General features: G+C 64.9%; 11 protein-coding genes. 5 read left to right on the forward strand and 6 right to left on the reverse strand.

What is annotated here, in order from left to right; genetic code table 11:
* Positions 1 to 2: 2 nt before the first annotated feature.
* Entirely contained in the window at positions 3 to 1,619 is a 1,617-nt protein-coding gene (locus F600_RS0107310; RefSeq protein WP_018159946.1) for a TM0106 family RecB-like putative nuclease, read from the reverse strand.
* 102 nt (positions 1,620 to 1,721) lie between these two features.
* Between F600_RS0107310 and F600_RS0107315 the strand changes: the two genes are divergently transcribed.
* The 5 genes from F600_RS0107315 to F600_RS0107335 all read left to right on the forward strand — a co-directional run bounded on the left by F600_RS0107315 (position 1,722) and on the right by F600_RS0107335 (position 7,627).
* Positions 1,722 to 2,369, forward strand: a complete 648-nt coding sequence (locus F600_RS0107315) for a DUF6474 family protein (protein ID WP_018159947.1) — start codon at positions 1,722 to 1,724, stop codon at positions 2,367 to 2,369.
* Entirely contained in the window at positions 2,359 to 2,889 is a 531-nt protein-coding gene (locus F600_RS27340; RefSeq protein ID WP_018159948.1) for a copper resistance CopC family protein, read from the forward strand. Before F600_RS0107315 ends, F600_RS27340 begins: the two co-directional genes overlap by 11 nt.
* Positions 2,890 to 2,959: 70 nt before the next feature.
* A complete protein-coding gene (rraA, locus tag F600_RS0107325; RefSeq protein ID WP_018159949.1) occupies positions 2,960 to 3,436 on the forward strand; it encodes a ribonuclease E activity regulator RraA in 477 nt (158 codons plus the stop codon).
* Positions 3,433 to 6,633: a bifunctional lysylphosphatidylglycerol synthetase/lysine--tRNA ligase LysX gene (gene lysX, locus F600_RS27345; protein ID WP_018159950.1), complete on the forward strand. Its 3,201-nt coding sequence runs from the start codon at positions 3,433 to 3,435 to the stop codon at positions 6,631 to 6,633. Before rraA ends, lysX begins: the two co-directional genes overlap by 4 nt.
* A gap of 163 nt (positions 6,634 to 6,796) precedes the next feature.
* Positions 6,797 to 7,627: an SDR family NAD(P)-dependent oxidoreductase gene (locus tag F600_RS0107335; protein ID WP_018159951.1), complete on the forward strand. Its 831-nt coding sequence runs from the start codon at positions 6,797 to 6,799 to the stop codon at positions 7,625 to 7,627.
* Here F600_RS0107335 and F600_RS30185 read toward each other — a convergent pair.
* The 5 genes from F600_RS30185 to gltB form a co-directional block, all read right to left on the reverse strand.
* Positions 7,538 to 8,245, reverse strand: coding sequence for a hypothetical protein (locus F600_RS30185; RefSeq protein ID WP_018159952.1), 708 nt, complete (start codon positions 8,243 to 8,245; stop codon positions 7,538 to 7,540). The two genes, F600_RS0107335 and F600_RS30185, sit on opposite strands and share 90 nt — an antisense overlap.
* Before the next feature lie 64 nt (positions 8,246 to 8,309).
* Positions 8,310 to 8,903: a TetR/AcrR family transcriptional regulator gene (locus tag F600_RS0107345; RefSeq protein WP_018159953.1), complete on the reverse strand. Its 594-nt coding sequence runs from the start codon at positions 8,901 to 8,903 to the stop codon at positions 8,310 to 8,312.
* 143 nt (positions 8,904 to 9,046) lie between these two features.
* Positions 9,047 to 10,000, reverse strand: coding sequence for a S1C family serine protease (locus tag F600_RS0107350; protein WP_018159954.1), 954 nt, complete (start codon positions 9,998 to 10,000; stop codon positions 9,047 to 9,049).
* Positions 10,001 to 10,252: 252 nt separating this feature from the next.
* Entirely contained in the window at positions 10,253 to 11,719 is a 1,467-nt protein-coding gene (locus tag F600_RS0107355; protein ID WP_018159955.1) for a glutamate synthase subunit beta, read from the reverse strand.
* A complete protein-coding gene (gene gltB, locus F600_RS0107360) occupies positions 11,712 to 16,286 on the reverse strand; it encodes a glutamate synthase large subunit (RefSeq protein ID WP_026306273.1) in 4,575 nt (1,524 codons plus the stop codon). Before gltB ends, F600_RS0107355 begins: the two co-directional genes overlap by 8 nt.
* Positions 16,287 to 16,729 lie beyond the last annotated feature (443 nt).

Consider the following 16,729-nt stretch of genomic DNA (forward strand, 5'->3'; position numbering starts at 1 on the left):
ACTTAAGGGGCTTGTCTCCACTGCCCCGCAACCGACCCCATCTCAAATTGATGACGCATTGAATCGGCATCTGGCACAGCATCATTCGCGGTTTCGGTCATCCATTGACGGAGCACTGCCGTCGCCCGGACGTCGTCTTCGTTGTATTCGAGGATGCGAGTTCGCTGGGTCAGATCGATTTCTCCGTCCATGCCGACAGCATGGCGGTACCAGGTCATCGAGGCTTCGCCGCTCGCTTCCGCGTCGCGCCAGTTGAAACCCGCGATGGGTGCGATTTTCTTCAGTCCCTTGCCATTCGGACAGATGAACTGTTCATTGATCGCCTGATAGATATCGACCCACTGCGGGCTGTCGATGAAAGCCCGGATCTCCGCCTCGGTCGGGACCCCAGGAATTCCAGGGAATCGACGGGCCGAGTCGAGAAGCCATTTGTCTTCTGCCGACCGGGAATAGCAATACGCGGCAAAGGTCTTGCCGGCGGCAACGGCGGCATCGCGAACCTGCATGAGCCACGTCCAGAATTCGCCGAACGCGCGGCCTTCATCGGCCGTGGGCAACGGATCCCACGTTCCGAACGGGCGGTATTCGCCGTCGAGCAGCGTGCCCCACAAATACGCCCCGCGCTCTTGATAGCTCTCGAGATCGACATCGACTTCGACGTCGGCTCGGCGGACTCTGACCATCGGCACCCGCCGCACCAAATCCGCGCCGGCCAACCAGGCCTGCGCAGCCACCACGGTGTCGCCGAAATCGCCGTGCTGCCACTCCTCGGGAGCCGCGCCGACCCATCCGGCCAGCTGATCGACCGTATTGACGCCGACCGCGCGAAGGACGTCAGCGCGGGACCCCGCGGCCACGATGCTGACATCGCCGCGGGCGGCCAATTCGGCTTCGCACGACGACCACCAGGGGCAACTGCGGCATTCCGGAACCCGGGACGGCGCCGTTTCGACCGTGCCGGCGAGGATGCCCAGGCGATCCGCAAGTCGTCGGTCGTACTCCTCGAGCGGACCGGTGAGATCGTGAACGAGGATGCAGTCCGCATCCAAGCCGATCGCACCACCCACCGGTTCGCCACTGGCGAGTTCGAGTTCGGAAAGCATCCGGTGGATGTGCGCGAGGCGGAGCTGGTCACGGAGGTGACTCCGCGCACGCCGACTTGGATCGGCGGTCGGACTCCACTGGTCGAGCGGAGACGTCACCACGAGGGACTCGGCGGAGGCCTCGGGGCGCAGGTCGGTGATGCGGTGGTTCACGACGATGATCGGGATGTATCCGCCGCCCTGCCGCCACAAGATCTCGACCCCACCGCGTCGCCCCGCATCCGCATCGATCGGAAAGGCGGCGCCCCAGATCAGCTCGGCACCCTCGCGGCAGGCCGCGAGCGTCTGCGCGGCGCGCTCCGGGCCGCTCGGGACCGCCCACTCACCCAGTTCGGAGAGCGACTCGAAAACCCGCTGCCGGTGGAGCGCCGCGGCTTCGCGGCGCTGGCGGACACCCGGGTCCTCCGGCAGGTCGACCACCGCGCCGAGACCGTTCCGCTCGAGATGGATGCGGTGGCGGCAGCGCGTGAGCATCCCGGCATCGACGAGGAGCTGTTCGGCTGTCACGCCACTCATTATGGACAGAGGTACTGACACATCCCTCCAAACGCCCCGCACCGGTTAGGGTTGACCAGCAGTGACAGGTGTGGACTGGCGTCAACTTCGAAGGCATCGAACATGGGATTGTTCTCCAACCGCAAGCGCAAGCGTGAGGCTCGCCGGGCGAAAGCCGAGGCGAAGGCTTTGATGCACAAGGCCAAGGTCGAGGCGAAGGCCAACGCGAAGAACGCAAAGAAGCAGGCCAAGAAGAACGCCAAGTCCGCCACCAAGCTCGAAAAGGCGCAGATCTCCACGCTCAAGGCCCAGGAGAACCACGCCAACAAGGCCGCCGCGAAGGCCGAACGTGACCGTCTGGCGCCCAAGGAAGTCAAGAAACTCCTGGGTACCGCTAAGGTCGTCGCACCGATCGCCGCGCCGCTCGTCTACCAGGGAGCGACCTGGTTGCGCGGGTTCCTCGATGAGCGGAAGGCCGCCGGACTCGGCGTCCCGGTCGGTCAGCTCGGTGAGTTCGGCGGCCACGGCGGCCGCCTGAGCGCACGGATCGCTTCCGCCGACGCGACGACCGCCGAACTGCTCGCCCGGTCTGGCGACGGCGCCACGAAGAAGTTCGCAGATGCGACGCGTGCCCGCCTCGCGGAGCTCAACACCGCCGTCCATGCGGCCGAGAACATGCCGCCGACGGCCCGCAAGTCCGCCCACCAGGCCATCTCGAACGAGTTGAGCCGCGTCGAGACCAATCTGCTAGACCGGTTGGGTGTCCACTAACTCCCTCCGGACGGTCGTTGCCCTCGTCCTCGCGTTCCTGCTCGCCGCCGTCGGGCCGGCGCAGGCACACACCACGGCGATCGCGGTTGATCCGGCAGACGGTGCGCAACTCAGCACATCGCCGAAATCGGTGACCATCACGTTCACCGAAGCTCCCCAGGCGGACTTCGCGGCGCTGTCGGTCGTCGGGCCGGACGGCGGGCAGTGGACCGACGGTGAACCCACGGTCGACGGCGAACGACTGACCGTTGCGGTGCGTGAACTGGGCCCCGCCGGCAAGTACACGATCGCCTATCGGGTCGCCGCCCAGGACGGCCATCCGATCACCGGTTCGTCGACGTTCACGCTGCTCACGCCGGGCAATGGAACACCAGGTCAAAGCACGAATTCGGCGAGCTCATCAAGCAGTATCCCGGTGGCCGCCGGGGCGGGACTCGCGGCCCTCGCGGTGCTGTCCTTGCTCGTGTTCGCGATCCGCCGGACACGACGTTCGGAGACCGACAACACGCCGACTGCGTGAAACGCCGTCGACGCTCTGCGTCGGCTCTTGGCGGGGCGACGATGTCGGTGGGTTGATCTAGTGTGAATCCGTGACCGAAGTGGTAGCTACCGCCGACCTGGCCGATGAAATCGGCCCCGGCATTCGCAGTTGTGACACCCAATTCCGCCAGTTCGGAGGCCGTAGTGCCTTCGCCGGCCCGATTACCACTATTCGCTGCTTTCAAGACAATCTGCTGGTCAAACAGACTCTGAACTCGCCTGGCAACGGCGGAGTTCTCGTCGTTGACGGCGACGCCAGTGTGCACACCGCCCTCGTCGGCGACCTCATCGCGGGCGCGGCCGTAAAGAACGGCTGGGTCGGCGTCATCGTCAACGCGGCCGTCCGCGATTCGGCGATCCTCCAGACGCTCGACATCGGCATCAAGGCCTTGGGCACCAACCCGCGCAAGAGCACGCAGACCGGGTCGGGCGAGAAGAACGTGCCCGTCGAAATCGGCGGCGTGACGTTCAACCCGGGCGAGATCTGCTACAGCGACGAAGACGGTGTGGTGGTTCGCGAACCATGATTGAAACCGCCTCAGTCCGGCGCCGAATCGTTCCTCGACTCACCGGACTGGTGGTCGGGTGCGCGGCAATCGCCTGCGCGATATGGAGCGTCGTCCCGGTTCTTCGTGAGAGGTCCGAACCTGTGCGTTCGGTCCTCAACAGTCATTTCATCCATGCCCCGAACTCGAGTCTGAGCTGGGCGCTTGCACTCGGCGTTCTCGCGGTCGGTCTGTGGCGCGCGAAACGCGTCGCGTGGTGGGCCCTCATCGTGATGGCCGCGGTGGTCGCAGGTGGCCACGCCATCGTCATGACCCAGCAGGTGGACCTCGATTCCGGCATCGCGTTCGGCATCTCCGCCGGCGTTCTCGCGACCCTCGTCGCGCTCCAGCCGCAGTTCCCGCAGCATTCGCGCTGGCCATCGGTCGGAAAGACGATCGGTGCCGTCCTCGGCTTCGGCCTGTTGTTCACGGCGATCGGGTACGGCCTCATCGCCCTCGCACCGGGCCGTCTCGCGGTGCAGGACCAGCTCTGGTACGCCGCAAATCGCGTCGTCGTGTTCGGCCTGATCCCCAACAGCTACGACACCGGCGTCGTCTCCATCAACGTCGACGCCGCGCTCGGCGCCTTCGGTGCGCTGGCCTTCATCGCTGTTCTCGCGGTCGTCCGGCGCACCCAGCGGACGTCGAACACCCTGACCGCGCTCGACGAGTCCGCGCTCCAGGCCCTCATCGCCCGATCGGATGTCAGCGATTCGCTCGCGTACTTCTCGACTCGCCGCGACAACTCCGTCGTCTTCGCACCCAGCGGCAAGGCTGCCGTCGCTTACCGGACCGGCGTCGGAGTCAGCATGGCGGTGGGCGATCCCGTCGGGAATCAGGAGGCGTGGCCGCGGGCTATCGCGGCGTGGCTCGAGATGTGCCGCGACCACAACTGGATTCCAGCCGCGACGGGTGCCAGCAAGTTGGGTGCTCGAGCCTATCGGCGTGCGGGTCTGTCGACGCTGCGAGTGGCATCGGAGGCGATCCTCAAACCCACCGAATTCGATCTCAGCGCACCGGAATTCAAGGCAATTCGCCTGGCTGGAAATCGCCTCCGGAAGCAGGGCCTCACCGTCCGGGTACGGCGCCAAGCGGACATTCCGGCGACCGAACTCGCCGCCGTCCGCAAGCGCGCGGCGCAGTGGGCCGACACCCAGACCGAACGTGGATTCCACCGTTCGCTAGGTCGCATCGGCGACCCGGGAGACACCGAATCGCTGCTGGTCGAGGCCGTCGGCCCAGGCGGTCCGGTCGCGATGATGACCCTTGTGCCGTGGGGCGCCACGGACGCCACCGTGGATCTCCTGTGCCGCGATGAGTCCGCTCCCGGTGGCATCACCGAACTGATGCTGAGCGAGCTCGTCCTCGCGTCGGCGGCCCTGGGTCTGACCCGGATCTCGTTCGGCTTCACCGACGTCGACAGCACGGCCACCAGCGCGATGGCGCGGGTTCCGCTGTTCCTGTCGCGGTGGTGGCAGCAGGACTCCTCACGTGCGGCCAACGAGCAGTACCGGCCGACGTGGGCGCCGCGCTACGTGGCGTACCCGGCGGGGCGGGTCTCACGGGTGTCGATCGCCAGCGGCGTGATCGAAGGTCGACGCAAAGTGGCATCGACCTTCACTTCCAGCCGGACCCGGATAGACCGGGCGGTGCTCGCAGATCTGCTCGAGTCACCCATCCCCCGTCCGCACCCGGGCCTGACGAGGCAACCCGAGCGGCCGGAGCACGTCCGGGTTCGCGTGGACAAGCTCGCGCGTCTGGCCGAAGCCGGAATCCCCGGTTACCCGCCCGCCTACCCGCCGACGCACACGATCGCCGCCGCGCGCGATGCCGTCTCGGGCACTCGCGTCCGCCTGACCGGGCGACTGCTGGCCTGGCGTGACCTGGGCGGTCTCGGGTTCGCCAAGCTGCGGGATGCCAGCGGAGACATCCAGATCATGGTCGACGCGAATCGCTGCGGCGAGGACAAAGCCGTCACGTTCGGCTCGATGTTCGACCTCGGCGATCTCATCGAGGTGAGCGGACCGATCGGGCGCGCCCGCAAGGGAGAGACCAGCCTGTTCGCGATGGACTGGCGACTCGTCACGAAGAGCCTGCATCCACTCCCCGACCGCCACAAGGGGCTGACCTCCCCCGAGGCCAAGGTGCGGCAGCGTCACGTCGAACTCGCCATCAACCCGAGTGCCCGGGAAGTCGCGCAAGCACGCAGCGTCGTGTTGCACTCGATCCGCTCCTCGCTTGCCGGCTGGGACTACCTCGAAGCGGAAACTCCCATCCTGCAGTCGAATTCGAACGGCATCAACGCTCGTACGTTCCGGACGCAGCCGGACGTGTACGGGCTCGAACTTCGCCTCCGGACCACTCCAGCGCTGCAACTCAAGCAGCTGGCGGTCGGCGGGTTGGAGCGGGTGTACGAACTCGGGCGAAGCTTCGCCGACTCCGGGACGAGCGCGCAGCACAACCCGGAGTTCACGACGCTGCATGCATTCGAAGCGCACGTCGGTTACGGCGAAATGGTCACGCGTTGCCAGGAGATGGTTCAGCAGGCAGCGCTGGCCGTCCATGGTCAGGCGCTGTCGTTCCGGCAACGCTACGACGGTGTGATGCGTCCGTTCGACATCAGCGGACCGTGGCCGGTGCGTACGTTCTACGAAGCGGTCAGCGAAGCCGCCGGCCAGCCGGTCAACGCCAGCACCACGATCTCGACGCTTCGGATCTTGTGTGAGACCGCGGGCATCACGCCGCGGCATTCGTGGGACGAAGGTCGCCTTGCGTACGCGCTCTACGATCGCCTCGTCGTGGCCCGTACCGAACTCCCGACGTTCTATCGGGACTTCCCGGTGACGATGGCTCCGACGGCACGCAGCCTCGCCGCCAACGAGGACCTCGCGGAGCGGTGCGATCTCGTGGCGTGGGGTTCGATTCTGGGGTCGGTTCACACCGAGTTGACCGATCCGCTCGAGCAGCGACGTCGTCTGGCTCTCGAGGAGAGCCGGGCACTCGCCGGTGATGTCGACGCCGTTCGCGCCAACGATGCCTACCTCGAGGCGATTGAGTTTGGCATGCTGCCGACGGCGGGCCTGTGGCTCGACGTCGACCGCGTGATCACGCTGATCACCGGGCGTACGGTGCGCGAATCGCTGGCGTTTCCCTTCGTGAAGCCGCTGGCCAAGCGCTGAAACAAGAAATTGGGCGATATTCCGTTTTCGGACGGAATATCGCCCATTCTCGTTCTGTGGACTGTGACGCCGGTCAATGCGTCAACGTCACGACTCACGTACCGTCGTACGTTAACTGGGACGAACTGTCCCATATACATCGACAACGAAGTCAGGATGGAACATGAAGCTCAAGGGCAAGGTCGCAGTCATCACCGGTGCCGGATCCGGAATCGGGCGTGCACTCGCCGTGGAACTCGCGAAGAAGGGTGTCACCGGACTCGCACTGAGCGACGTCGATGAGGCCGGACTCGCCGAGACCGCCGAACTTGCCAGCGCCGCCGGAGCTCGAGTGCACACCCAGCGCCTCGACGTCGCCGACCGCGCCGCTTTCCTCGCGTACGCCGAAGCCGTCGCGGCTGAGTTCGGCGTCGTGAACGTCGTTATCAACAACGCCGGAATCTCCGCCACCGGAAACTTCGAAGACCTGACCTTCGAGCGATTCGACCGCGTGATGAACATCGACTTCGGCGGTGTCCTCAACGGCTCCAAGGCATTCCTCCCCCACCTCATCGCGAGCGGTGACGGTCACCTGGTCAACATCTCGAGCCTGTTCGGCCTGCTGTCGAACCCGGGTCAGTCGCCGTACAACGCCGCGAAGTTCGCCGTTCGTGGACTCACCGAGTCGCTGCGCCAGGAGATGCTGATCTCGGACCACAACGTCGAGGTCACGTGCGTGCACCCGGGCGGAATCAAGACCAACATCGCCAAGAACGCGGACACGGGTGGCACTGAAGCCGGCCGCAAGCAGACCGAACTGTTCGAGAAGCTGTTCCTGCACGTGAGCCCCGAGTCCGCGGCCAAGGAGATCATCAAGGGCATCGAGAAGAAGAAGGGTCGCGTCCTCATCGGGATCGACGCCAAGTCACTCGATGCGCTCGTTCGCCTTTCCGGCTCCAGCTACCAGCGTGTGCAGGCCACGATCGCTGGCCTGGTCGTCCCCGGAATGAAGTAGACCGACTCGGCTGGCCGGCAGCGATTGGTCGCTGTCGGTCAGTTCGTTCCGACGCAGCAGTGCCACCAGATGGCTCGAGATGAGCAGCGGGACATAAAAGCCGGGGATCAGGATCAGCGGTAGATATCCGATCGCCGACGTGTTCGATGCGGTCGTAGAGAGCACGCCCACGGGGCTGGCCGAGTAAAGCACGCCCAGAGTCACCGCGACAACGAGGTCGAGCAGTCCAAACACGTTCCACGCCAAGAACGTCCGTCGCGCCGGTCGGCGTGCCGTCAGGAGCACGAGAGCTCCGATCGCGGCAATCACGTCGCCGAATCCAGCGGGGATCGCGAACCCCATCGGCAGTTCCCCGCGCAGTGCATCGAGGAAGAAGATCGCGCCCTCGAGTCGGGCGACGTGGAGCAGAACGAGATGCCGCAGGTCGACCGCGAGAAGCGCTCGCCGGACTGCCGGCACATAACGCCAGCCCAAAATCGTGAGCAACGGCGGAATCGCGACAGCGGCCCCGAGAACCAGCGGGGGTCCGGGTTGAGCGAAACCGCCCGCGGCTCCGACGATCGCGACGACGGCAAACCAGACGCCGAACAAGACAAGCCATACGCGCTGTGAATTCATGACACACCTCAATCCAGAGAACGATTGTGATGTCCCGAACAACAACGAACGAACGTTAGTTATTTCAGGGCTCCACGGCGGCGTGCATCAAACGCCGAATGCGCGCGATCGACTCGGTTCGGCCGAAGAGTTGAAGCTCTTGGTTCAGAGCGGCCGCAAGACCGAACAGCGTGAGCACGACGTCGTCGGGATCGGTGTTCAATTCGTGCGCGTCGACGGCCGCCGCCACCTCCTCACGCAAGAAGCCCAAGAACCACCCCATCGACTCCTTGACGATGTCGCACAGCGGTCCCGGCTGCCCATCGATCTCAGACGACACCGCAGTCATGAAGCAGCCGTTGGGAAAGGGCGAATCGGCCAGATAGCCGATCCAACTGTCGACAACCACTCTCAGCCTGGCCAATCCAGGCTCGTGCGGTATCGCGGGTGCGGCCACCGATGTCACGAAGACCTCGACCGCGCGCCGCAGGGCGGCCTCTTGCAGCGCCTCGCGGGATCCGAACGGGCCGACAATGCCGGCCTTGCTCATGCTGACACGGCTCGCGACCGACCCGATCGTGATGCCTTCCAGACCCTCGGACGATGCCAGCAACACGCACTCTTCGACGATTCGCTGTTTCGTTCGAGCAGCGTTCGCGGCCGAACTGCGGGGACTCATGCTCCGATGTTAACGAACGATCGTCAGTCGTTGGGCTTCACGGAATGAAGCAGCCCCGCCGGGGTCATAGTCTCCCGCCGGGGCGCTTGTACAACCTGGGAGTTTTGTACAGACTGCTCCGGCGGAGACTTTGGACCCGGATTTCAGTCGTTGTAGCTGAGCTCGATCGGCGTCGCCAGCACATCGACCATCGCGCCGCTGCGCAGCACCGTGACCGGCAGCAGAGTTCCGATGACCTCACCGAAGAGCTTCTTCTGGATGTCTCCGGCGTCGGCGATCTGCTCGCGCGCCACGCTCAGCACGAGGTCATCCGCACGCAGGCCCGCCATGTCCGCAGGTCCACCCGGCACGACCTCGACGACGCGAAGCCCGCTGCGCTGCCCGGTCCGCTCGAAGACCGATGCCGGAACCGGCGACGGAACGCCGACGATGCCGAGGTACGCCCGGCGAACCTGGCCTTCGACCTGCAGCGTGTCGATGATCCGCAGCGTGGTCGGGTTGATCGGCACCGCGAGGCCCAGACCGTGTCCCGCGATCGCGGTGTTGATACCGACCACGCAGCCGCGCGAATCCGCCAGCGCACCACCGGAGTTACCCGGGTTGAGCGTGGCGTCGGTCTGGATGACGTTCTCGATGACGCGTGCGGTGTTGCCCGAACCGACCGGCAGGGCACGACCGAGCGCGCTCACGATTCCCGCCGTCACCGATCCAGTGAGTCCCAGCGGTGAGCCGACCGCCACAGCCAACTGCCCCACGACCAGATCATCTGCGTTGCCGAAGCGGGCCGGCGGCGGACAGTTCTGGTGCGCCAGCAAAACGGCGAGGTCGGACAGCGGGTCGCTCCCGATGACGTCGAAGTCAACCGTGAGGCCATCCGGGAACGTCGCCTTGCCGCGAACAGCCGATCCCACGACATGCGCGTTGGTCAGCATGTGGCCCTCGTCGGAGAACACGACAGCCGAACCGTTGCTCCGACGAGTCTGGACGAAAGCTACGTGTGGAGTGAGGGTGCGTGCCACTGTGCTGACAACACGGGAGTAGGCGTCGAGCGGCTCTTCCCGCGAGGCCAGCGGGATTGGTTCGTACTCGTAAGCCACTTGCCACCACCCGCTTCTTTGAAGGTCACGCTTCTATTACGAGTTTGGACCAAAAGAGCGACGTTCATAGGGTGTTCGCTGAAAGCAGAGCGACATTATCGCGCAGATCACCAGAAACTCTCGTAACTGGCGTTCCGCGTGTCTCCCAAACGAATTAGTGCAATCTGTAGAAAGTCTACAAAAGCCAACCGCCCGCCTCACCGATTCATGCTGATCGGTGTGAGCGGGCGGCGGGCGAAGGTGCTGGAAATCCTAGCGCTGAGGCAGATCCGTCGGACGGATCGGCGACGGAAGCGCGGTTTCGCCATCGAGGTAGGTGTCGACCGCGGCCGCACACGAGCGGCCTTCCGCAATCGCCCACACGATGAGCGACTGTCCACGACCCATGTCACCGGCAACGAACACGCCGGGAACGTTGGTTTCCCAGTCGCTGTTGCGCTTGACGTTCTGCCGCTGATCGAACTCGACACCGAGGTCGGTCAGCAGACCCGGCTTCTCCGAGCCGACGAAGCCCATCGCGAGGAAGACAATGTCAGCGTCCATCGTGAAGTCCGAGCCTTCGACCTTCTCGAAGCGTCCGGCCTTGAACTCGACCTCATGGCCGTGCAGACCGGTGAGCTTTCCGTTCTCGCCAACGAACTTCTCGGTGTTGACCGAGTAGACGCGCTCGCCACCCTCTTCGTGCGCCGAAGAGACACGGAACATGAGTGGGTAGGTCGGCCACGGCGTCGTGTCCGCACGCTCGTGCGGCGGCCGCGGCATGATCTCGAACTGGTGGATCGACTCCGCGCCCTGGCGGTGTGCGGTTCCGAGGCAGTCCGCGCCCGTGTCGCCACCACCGATGATGATGACCTTCTTGCCCCGTGCGTTGATCGGCGGAAGGCCCTCAGCATCGGTGATCTGGTCGCCCTGCTGCACCCGGTTCGCCTGCGGCAAGTACTCCATGGCCTGGTAGATGCCCTCGAGCTCGCGGCCCGGGATCGGCAGGTCACGGCGGTCGGTGGCACCACCGGAGAGCACGACCGCGTCGAACTGCGCGCGCAGCTCGGCAGCGGTGATGTCGACGCCGACGTTGACACCGGTCTTGAAGACCGTGCCCTCGGCCGTCATCTGCGCGAGACGACGGTCGACGTGGCGCTTCTCCATCTTGAACTCGGGGATGCCGTAGCGGAGCAGACCACCGACGCGGTCGTCGCGCTCGAACACGGTGACGCTGTGGCCGGCGCGGGTCAGCTGCTGAGCAGCGGCCAGACCAGCCGGTCCCGAACCCACGACGGCGATCTTCTTGCCGGTGAGCTGGGTCGGATAGACCGGAACGACCCAGCCGTTGTCGAAGGCGTGATCGATGATCTCGACCTCGACCTGCTTGATCGTGACCGGGTCCTGGTTGATGCCCAGAACGCACGAGCCCTCACACGGCGCCGGGCACAGGCGGCCCGTGAACTCCGGGAAGTTGTTCGTCGCGTGGAGACGGTCGATCGCATCGCGCCAACGGTCCTTGAAGACCAGGTCGTTCCACTCGGGAATCAGGTTTCCGAGCGGGCAACCGTTGTGGCAGAACGGGATACCGCAGTCCATGCAGCGGCTCGCCTGGCCCTTGAGCGACTCGTCATCGAAGTCTTCGTAGACCTCTTTCCAGTCGAGCAGGCGCAGCGGAACCGGGCGACGGACCGGCAATTCACGCTTGGTGATCTTCAAAAAGCCTGAGGGGTCACCCACGTGCTGCCTCCATAATTGCTTCGCTGACGTCGCGACCGAGCTTCTCCGCCTTGTCGATCGCAATGAGAACACGCTTGTAGTCGCGCGGCATGACCTTGACGAAGTGGTTCACCTGCTGCGACCAGTCGTGGAGGATCTTCTCCGCCACGGCCGAACCGGTTTCGTCGCGGTGCTTCGTGACGATCGACTTCAGCCAGGTGAAGTCCTCGCCCGACAGGTCTTCGAGGTCGACCATCTCGGTGTTGAGGTTGGCCTCGAACTTGCGGCCCGGGTCGTAGATGTACGCGACGCCACCGGACATACCAGCGCCGAAGTTACGTCCGGTCTCGCCGAGAACGACGACCTTTCCACCGGTCATGTACTCGCAACCGTGGTCACCGACACCCTCGACGACCGCGGTCGCACCCGAGTTACGGACGCAGAAGCGCTCGCCGGCGATACCGCGGATCAGGACCGACCCCTTCGTCGCGCCGAACAGGATCACGTTGCCCGCGATGATGTTCTTCTCGGCGACGAAGCCCTTCGGGGCGTCGAGCGCCGGGCGCACGACGATGTTTCCACCCGAGAGGCCCTTACCGACGTAGTCGTTGGCGTCACCGAAGATCCGCAGCGTGATACCAGCCGGCACGAACGCGCCGAAGCTGTTGCCCGCCGAACCCGTGAAGGTGATGTCGATCGTGCCTTCCGGCAGGCCTTCGCCGCCGTAGACCTTGGTCACCTCGTGGCCGAGCATCGTGCCGACCGTGCGGTTGACGTTGCTGATCGGCGACTCGAACTTGACCGCGGTCCCGTTGTCGATGGCCGGCCGGCTCTCCGCGATGAGCTTGTTGTCGAGCGCCTTGTCCAGACCGTGGTCCTGGGTGCCGGTGCAGTAGAGGTCCTGCTGCATGAACGGCGATTCCGGCATGTCGAGGATCGGCGAGAGGTCAAGCTTGCTCGCCTTCCAGTGCTCCTTGGCCTTGGTGGTGTCGAGCAGCTCGACGTGACCGATGGCCTCAGCGAGCGTGCGGAAACCGAGCAGTGCCAGGTACTCGCGGACTTCCTCGGCGATGAAGTTGAAGAAGTTCTCGACGAACTCGGGCTTACCGGTGAAGCGCTTACGCAGAACCGGGTTCTGCGTGGCGACACCGACCGGGCAGGTGTCGAGGTGGCAGACGCGCATCATGATGCAGCCCGACACAACGAGCGGAGCGGTCGCGAAACCGAACTCCTCACCGCCGAGCAGCGCGGCGACGATGACGTCCCGACCGGTCTTCAACTGACCGTCGACCTGAACGACGATGCGGTCCCGCAGGCCGTTGAGCATCAGGGTCTGCTGAGTCTCGGCGAGGCCGATCTCCCACGGCGCACCGGCATGCTTCATCGACGTGAGCGGTGTGGCACCGGTACCACCATCGTGGCCCGAAATCAGCACCACGTCGGCGTGCGCCTTCGAAACACCGGCGGCGACCGTGCCGACGCCGATCTCCGAGACCAGCTTCACGTGAATCCGCGCAGACGGGTTCGCGTTCTTCAGGTCGTGGATGAGCTGCGCGAGGTCTTCGATCGAGTAGATGTCGTGGTGCGGCGGCGGCGAGATGAGGCCGACGCCCGGCGTCGAGTGACGGACCTCGGCAACCCACGGGTACACCTTGTGACCCGGCAGCTGACCGCCCTCACCCGGCTTGGCACCCTGCGCCATCTTGATCTGGATGTCGGTGCAGTTCGTCAGGTAGTGCGAGGTGACGCCGAAACGTCCCGACGCGACCTGCTTGATCGCACTACGCCGCCAGTCACCGTTCTCGTCCGGGGTGAACCGGCGCGGGTCTTCTCCGCCCTCACCCGAGTTAGACCGACCGCCGAGACGGTTCATCGCGATGGCGAGCGTCTCGTGCGCCTCGGCCGAGATAGAGCCGTAGCTCATCGCACCGGTCGAGAAGCGCTTGACGATCTCCGACACCGGCTCGACCTCGTCGATCGAGATCGGCTTGCGGTCCTCGGTGCGGAAGCGGAACAGACCGCGCAGGGAGGCCAGTCGCTCCGACTGATCGTCGACGAGCTGCGTGTACTCCTTGAAGATCTTGTACTGACCGCTGCGGGTCGAGTGCTGGAGCTTGAACACGGTGTCCGGGTTGAACAGGTGGTACTCGCCCTCGCGACGCCACTGATACTCACCGCCGACCTCGAGCTCGCGGTGCGAGCGTTCCGGCTTATTGATGAGGAACGCGGTGGCGTGACGCGCAGCCACGTCCGCTGCGATTTCGTCGAGGCCGATACCGCCGAGCTGGCTGCTCATACCGGTGAAGTACTGATCGCACAGTTCCTGCGACAGACCGATCACCTGGAACAGTTGGGCACCGCGGTACGACGCGATCGTCGAGATGCCCATCTTGGACATGACCTTCAGAACACCCTTGCCAGCGGCCTTGATGTAGTTCTGAACAGCCTTCTCGAACGGAACACCGACGATCGCACCACGATCGATCATGTCCTCGATGGTCTCGAAGGCCATGTACGGGTTGATCGCCGCAGCACCGCAGCCGACCAGGGTCGCCATGTGGTGGATCTCGCGGGCGTCACCGGACTCGACGATCAGGCCGACCTTGGTACGCGTCTTGTCGCGCACAAGGTGCTGGTGAACCGCCGAGGTGAACAGCAGCGACGGAATCGGTGCGAGCTTCTCGTTCGACTCCCGGTCGCTGAGGATGATGATGCGAGCGCCACCCTCGATCGAGGCCGACACCTGCGAACACACCGCGTCAAGCGCCTTGCGCAGACCCTCGCCGCCATCGGCGACCGGGTACAGACAGCGCACCACGACACTACGGAGACCCGGCTGGGTTCCTTCGTCGTTGATGTGGACGAACTTGGCGAGCTCGTCGTTGTGCAGAATCGGCGACGGCAGCGAAATCTGGCGACACGAAGCGGCATTCGGGTGCAGGAGGTCACCCTCCGGACCGATGTTCGCCTGCAGGCTGGTGACGACCTCTTCGCGGATGGCGTCGAGCGGCGGGTTCGTGACCTGCGCGAACAACTGCTGGAGGTAGTCGAACAGCATGCGCGGGCGAGCCGACAGCACCGCGATCGGCGTGTCGGTACCCATCGAGCCGAGCGCCTCGAGGCCGGTCCTGGCCATTGGCGCGAGCAGGATGTTGAGCTCTTCGGTGGTGTAGCCGAAGACCTGCTGGCGGATGAGAACGCGGTCGTGCGACATGTGCACGTGCGGGTGCTCCGGCAGGTCCTTCAGGTAGACCAAGCCCTCGTCGAGCCACTGCTGGTACGGGTGCTCCGAGACGAGCGCGTCCTTGATCTCGTCATCGCTGACGATGCGACCCTGCGCGGTGTCGACGAGGAACATCTTGCCCGGCTGGAGGCGGCCACGCTGAACGACGGTCGAGGCGTCGATCGGCAGCACGCCCGCCTCGGACGCGAGCACGACGAGTCCGTCTTCGGTGACCCAGTAACGACCGGGGCGAAGGCCGTTGCGGTCGAGGACCGCACCCATGACCGTGCCGTCGGTGAAGCAGATGCAGGCCGGTCCGTCCCACGGCTCCATGAGCGTGGAGTGGTACTCGTAGAAGGCCCTGCGCGTGGGATCCATGTCCTCATTGCGCTCCCAAGCTTCGGGAACCATCATGAGCACGGCGTGGTGGATGTCGCGTCCACCGAGGTGCAGCAGCTCGAGAACCTCGTCGAAGCGAGCGGTGTCCGAGGCGCCTGGGGTACAGATCGGGAAGATCTTTGCCAGGTCGTCGCCGAAGACGTCCGAAGCGATGAGCGCCTCGCGAGCACGCATCCACTTCTCGTTACCGGTGACGGTGTTGATCTCACCGTTGTGCGCAACGCGACGGTACGGGTGCGCGAGCGGCCACGACGGGAACGTGTTCGTCGAGAAACGCGAGTGCACGAGACCGAGCGCGGACTCCATGCGCTCGTCCTGCAGGTCGAGGTAGAAGTCCTTGAGCTGCGGCGTGGTCAGCATGCCCTTGTAGACAAAGGTGCGACCCGACAGGCTCGGGAAGTACACCGAACCGCGGTCGGTGCCGTCGACGCTCGGCTCGGCGCCGAGCTCGTGCTCGATCCGCTTGCGGATGACATAGGTCTTGCGCTCGAGAGCAAGACCATCGAGGCCCTTGCCCGCGATGAAGATCTGGCGGAAGGTCGGCATCGCGTCGCGGGCGAGAGCACCGAGCGACGAGTCGTCCGTCGGAACCTCACGCCAGCCCAGGACCTCGAGGCCCTCCTGCGCGACGATGCGCTCGACTCCAGCAGCCGCGCGCTTCTGCGCGATGCGGCCCTGCGGGAGGAACGCGATACCCGAGGCGTAAGCGCCCTCGGCGGGAAGTTCGAAATCGACGACCGCGCGGAAGAACGCGTCCGGGATCTGGATCAGGATTCCCGCACCGTCACCGGTGTTCGGCTCTGCACCAGCGGCCCCACGGTGGTCGAGGTTGACCAGTGCGGTGATTGCCTTCTCGACGATGTCGCGGGACTTTCGTCCGTGCATGTCAACGACGAAGGCGACACCACAGGCGTCGTGCTCGTTAGCGGGGTCGTACAGGCCTTGCCGGCCAGGAGGTTGCTTCATTCCCTTACCTTCATGGACTCACGTCCTAGTAGAAGATCACCGGCCTCGATGCCGGCAGCAGGTCTGCCGGACACGCAGTGACCGACGCTAGGTCCGAGCTGTACCAGGGGCTAACCTGTGGGCTATCACAGGCTCGCGTGGACTGCGGTGAGTCTTGTGGACGATTGCAGCGCTCGGCGCCCGACCGTCTCATTCCATGCGAATTCAACGGTCGGCAATTAAGAAACTGTAGGTCAGTTCCCCCATCGAACGCCAACCAGAGCCGTTCCGAATGGGCATCGATTGCCGCTCTCCAGGGTCGCAAACACGTCAATCTCCGGGCTGTGGAAATCACGGATCCGCTTGTCTTCCAGGATAAAGCAAGCTCGGCCGGGGTCGAATCAGCGGTCGTCGATGCGAAAATGCTCACCCCGCTGGATCGGACCCATTTCCAGTGTGAGACG

The sequence above is a fragment of the Smaragdicoccus niigatensis DSM 44881 = NBRC 103563 genome, from assembly GCF_000380645.1.
Taxonomy (GTDB): Bacteria; Actinomycetota; Actinomycetes; order Mycobacteriales; family Mycobacteriaceae; genus Smaragdicoccus; species Smaragdicoccus niigatensis.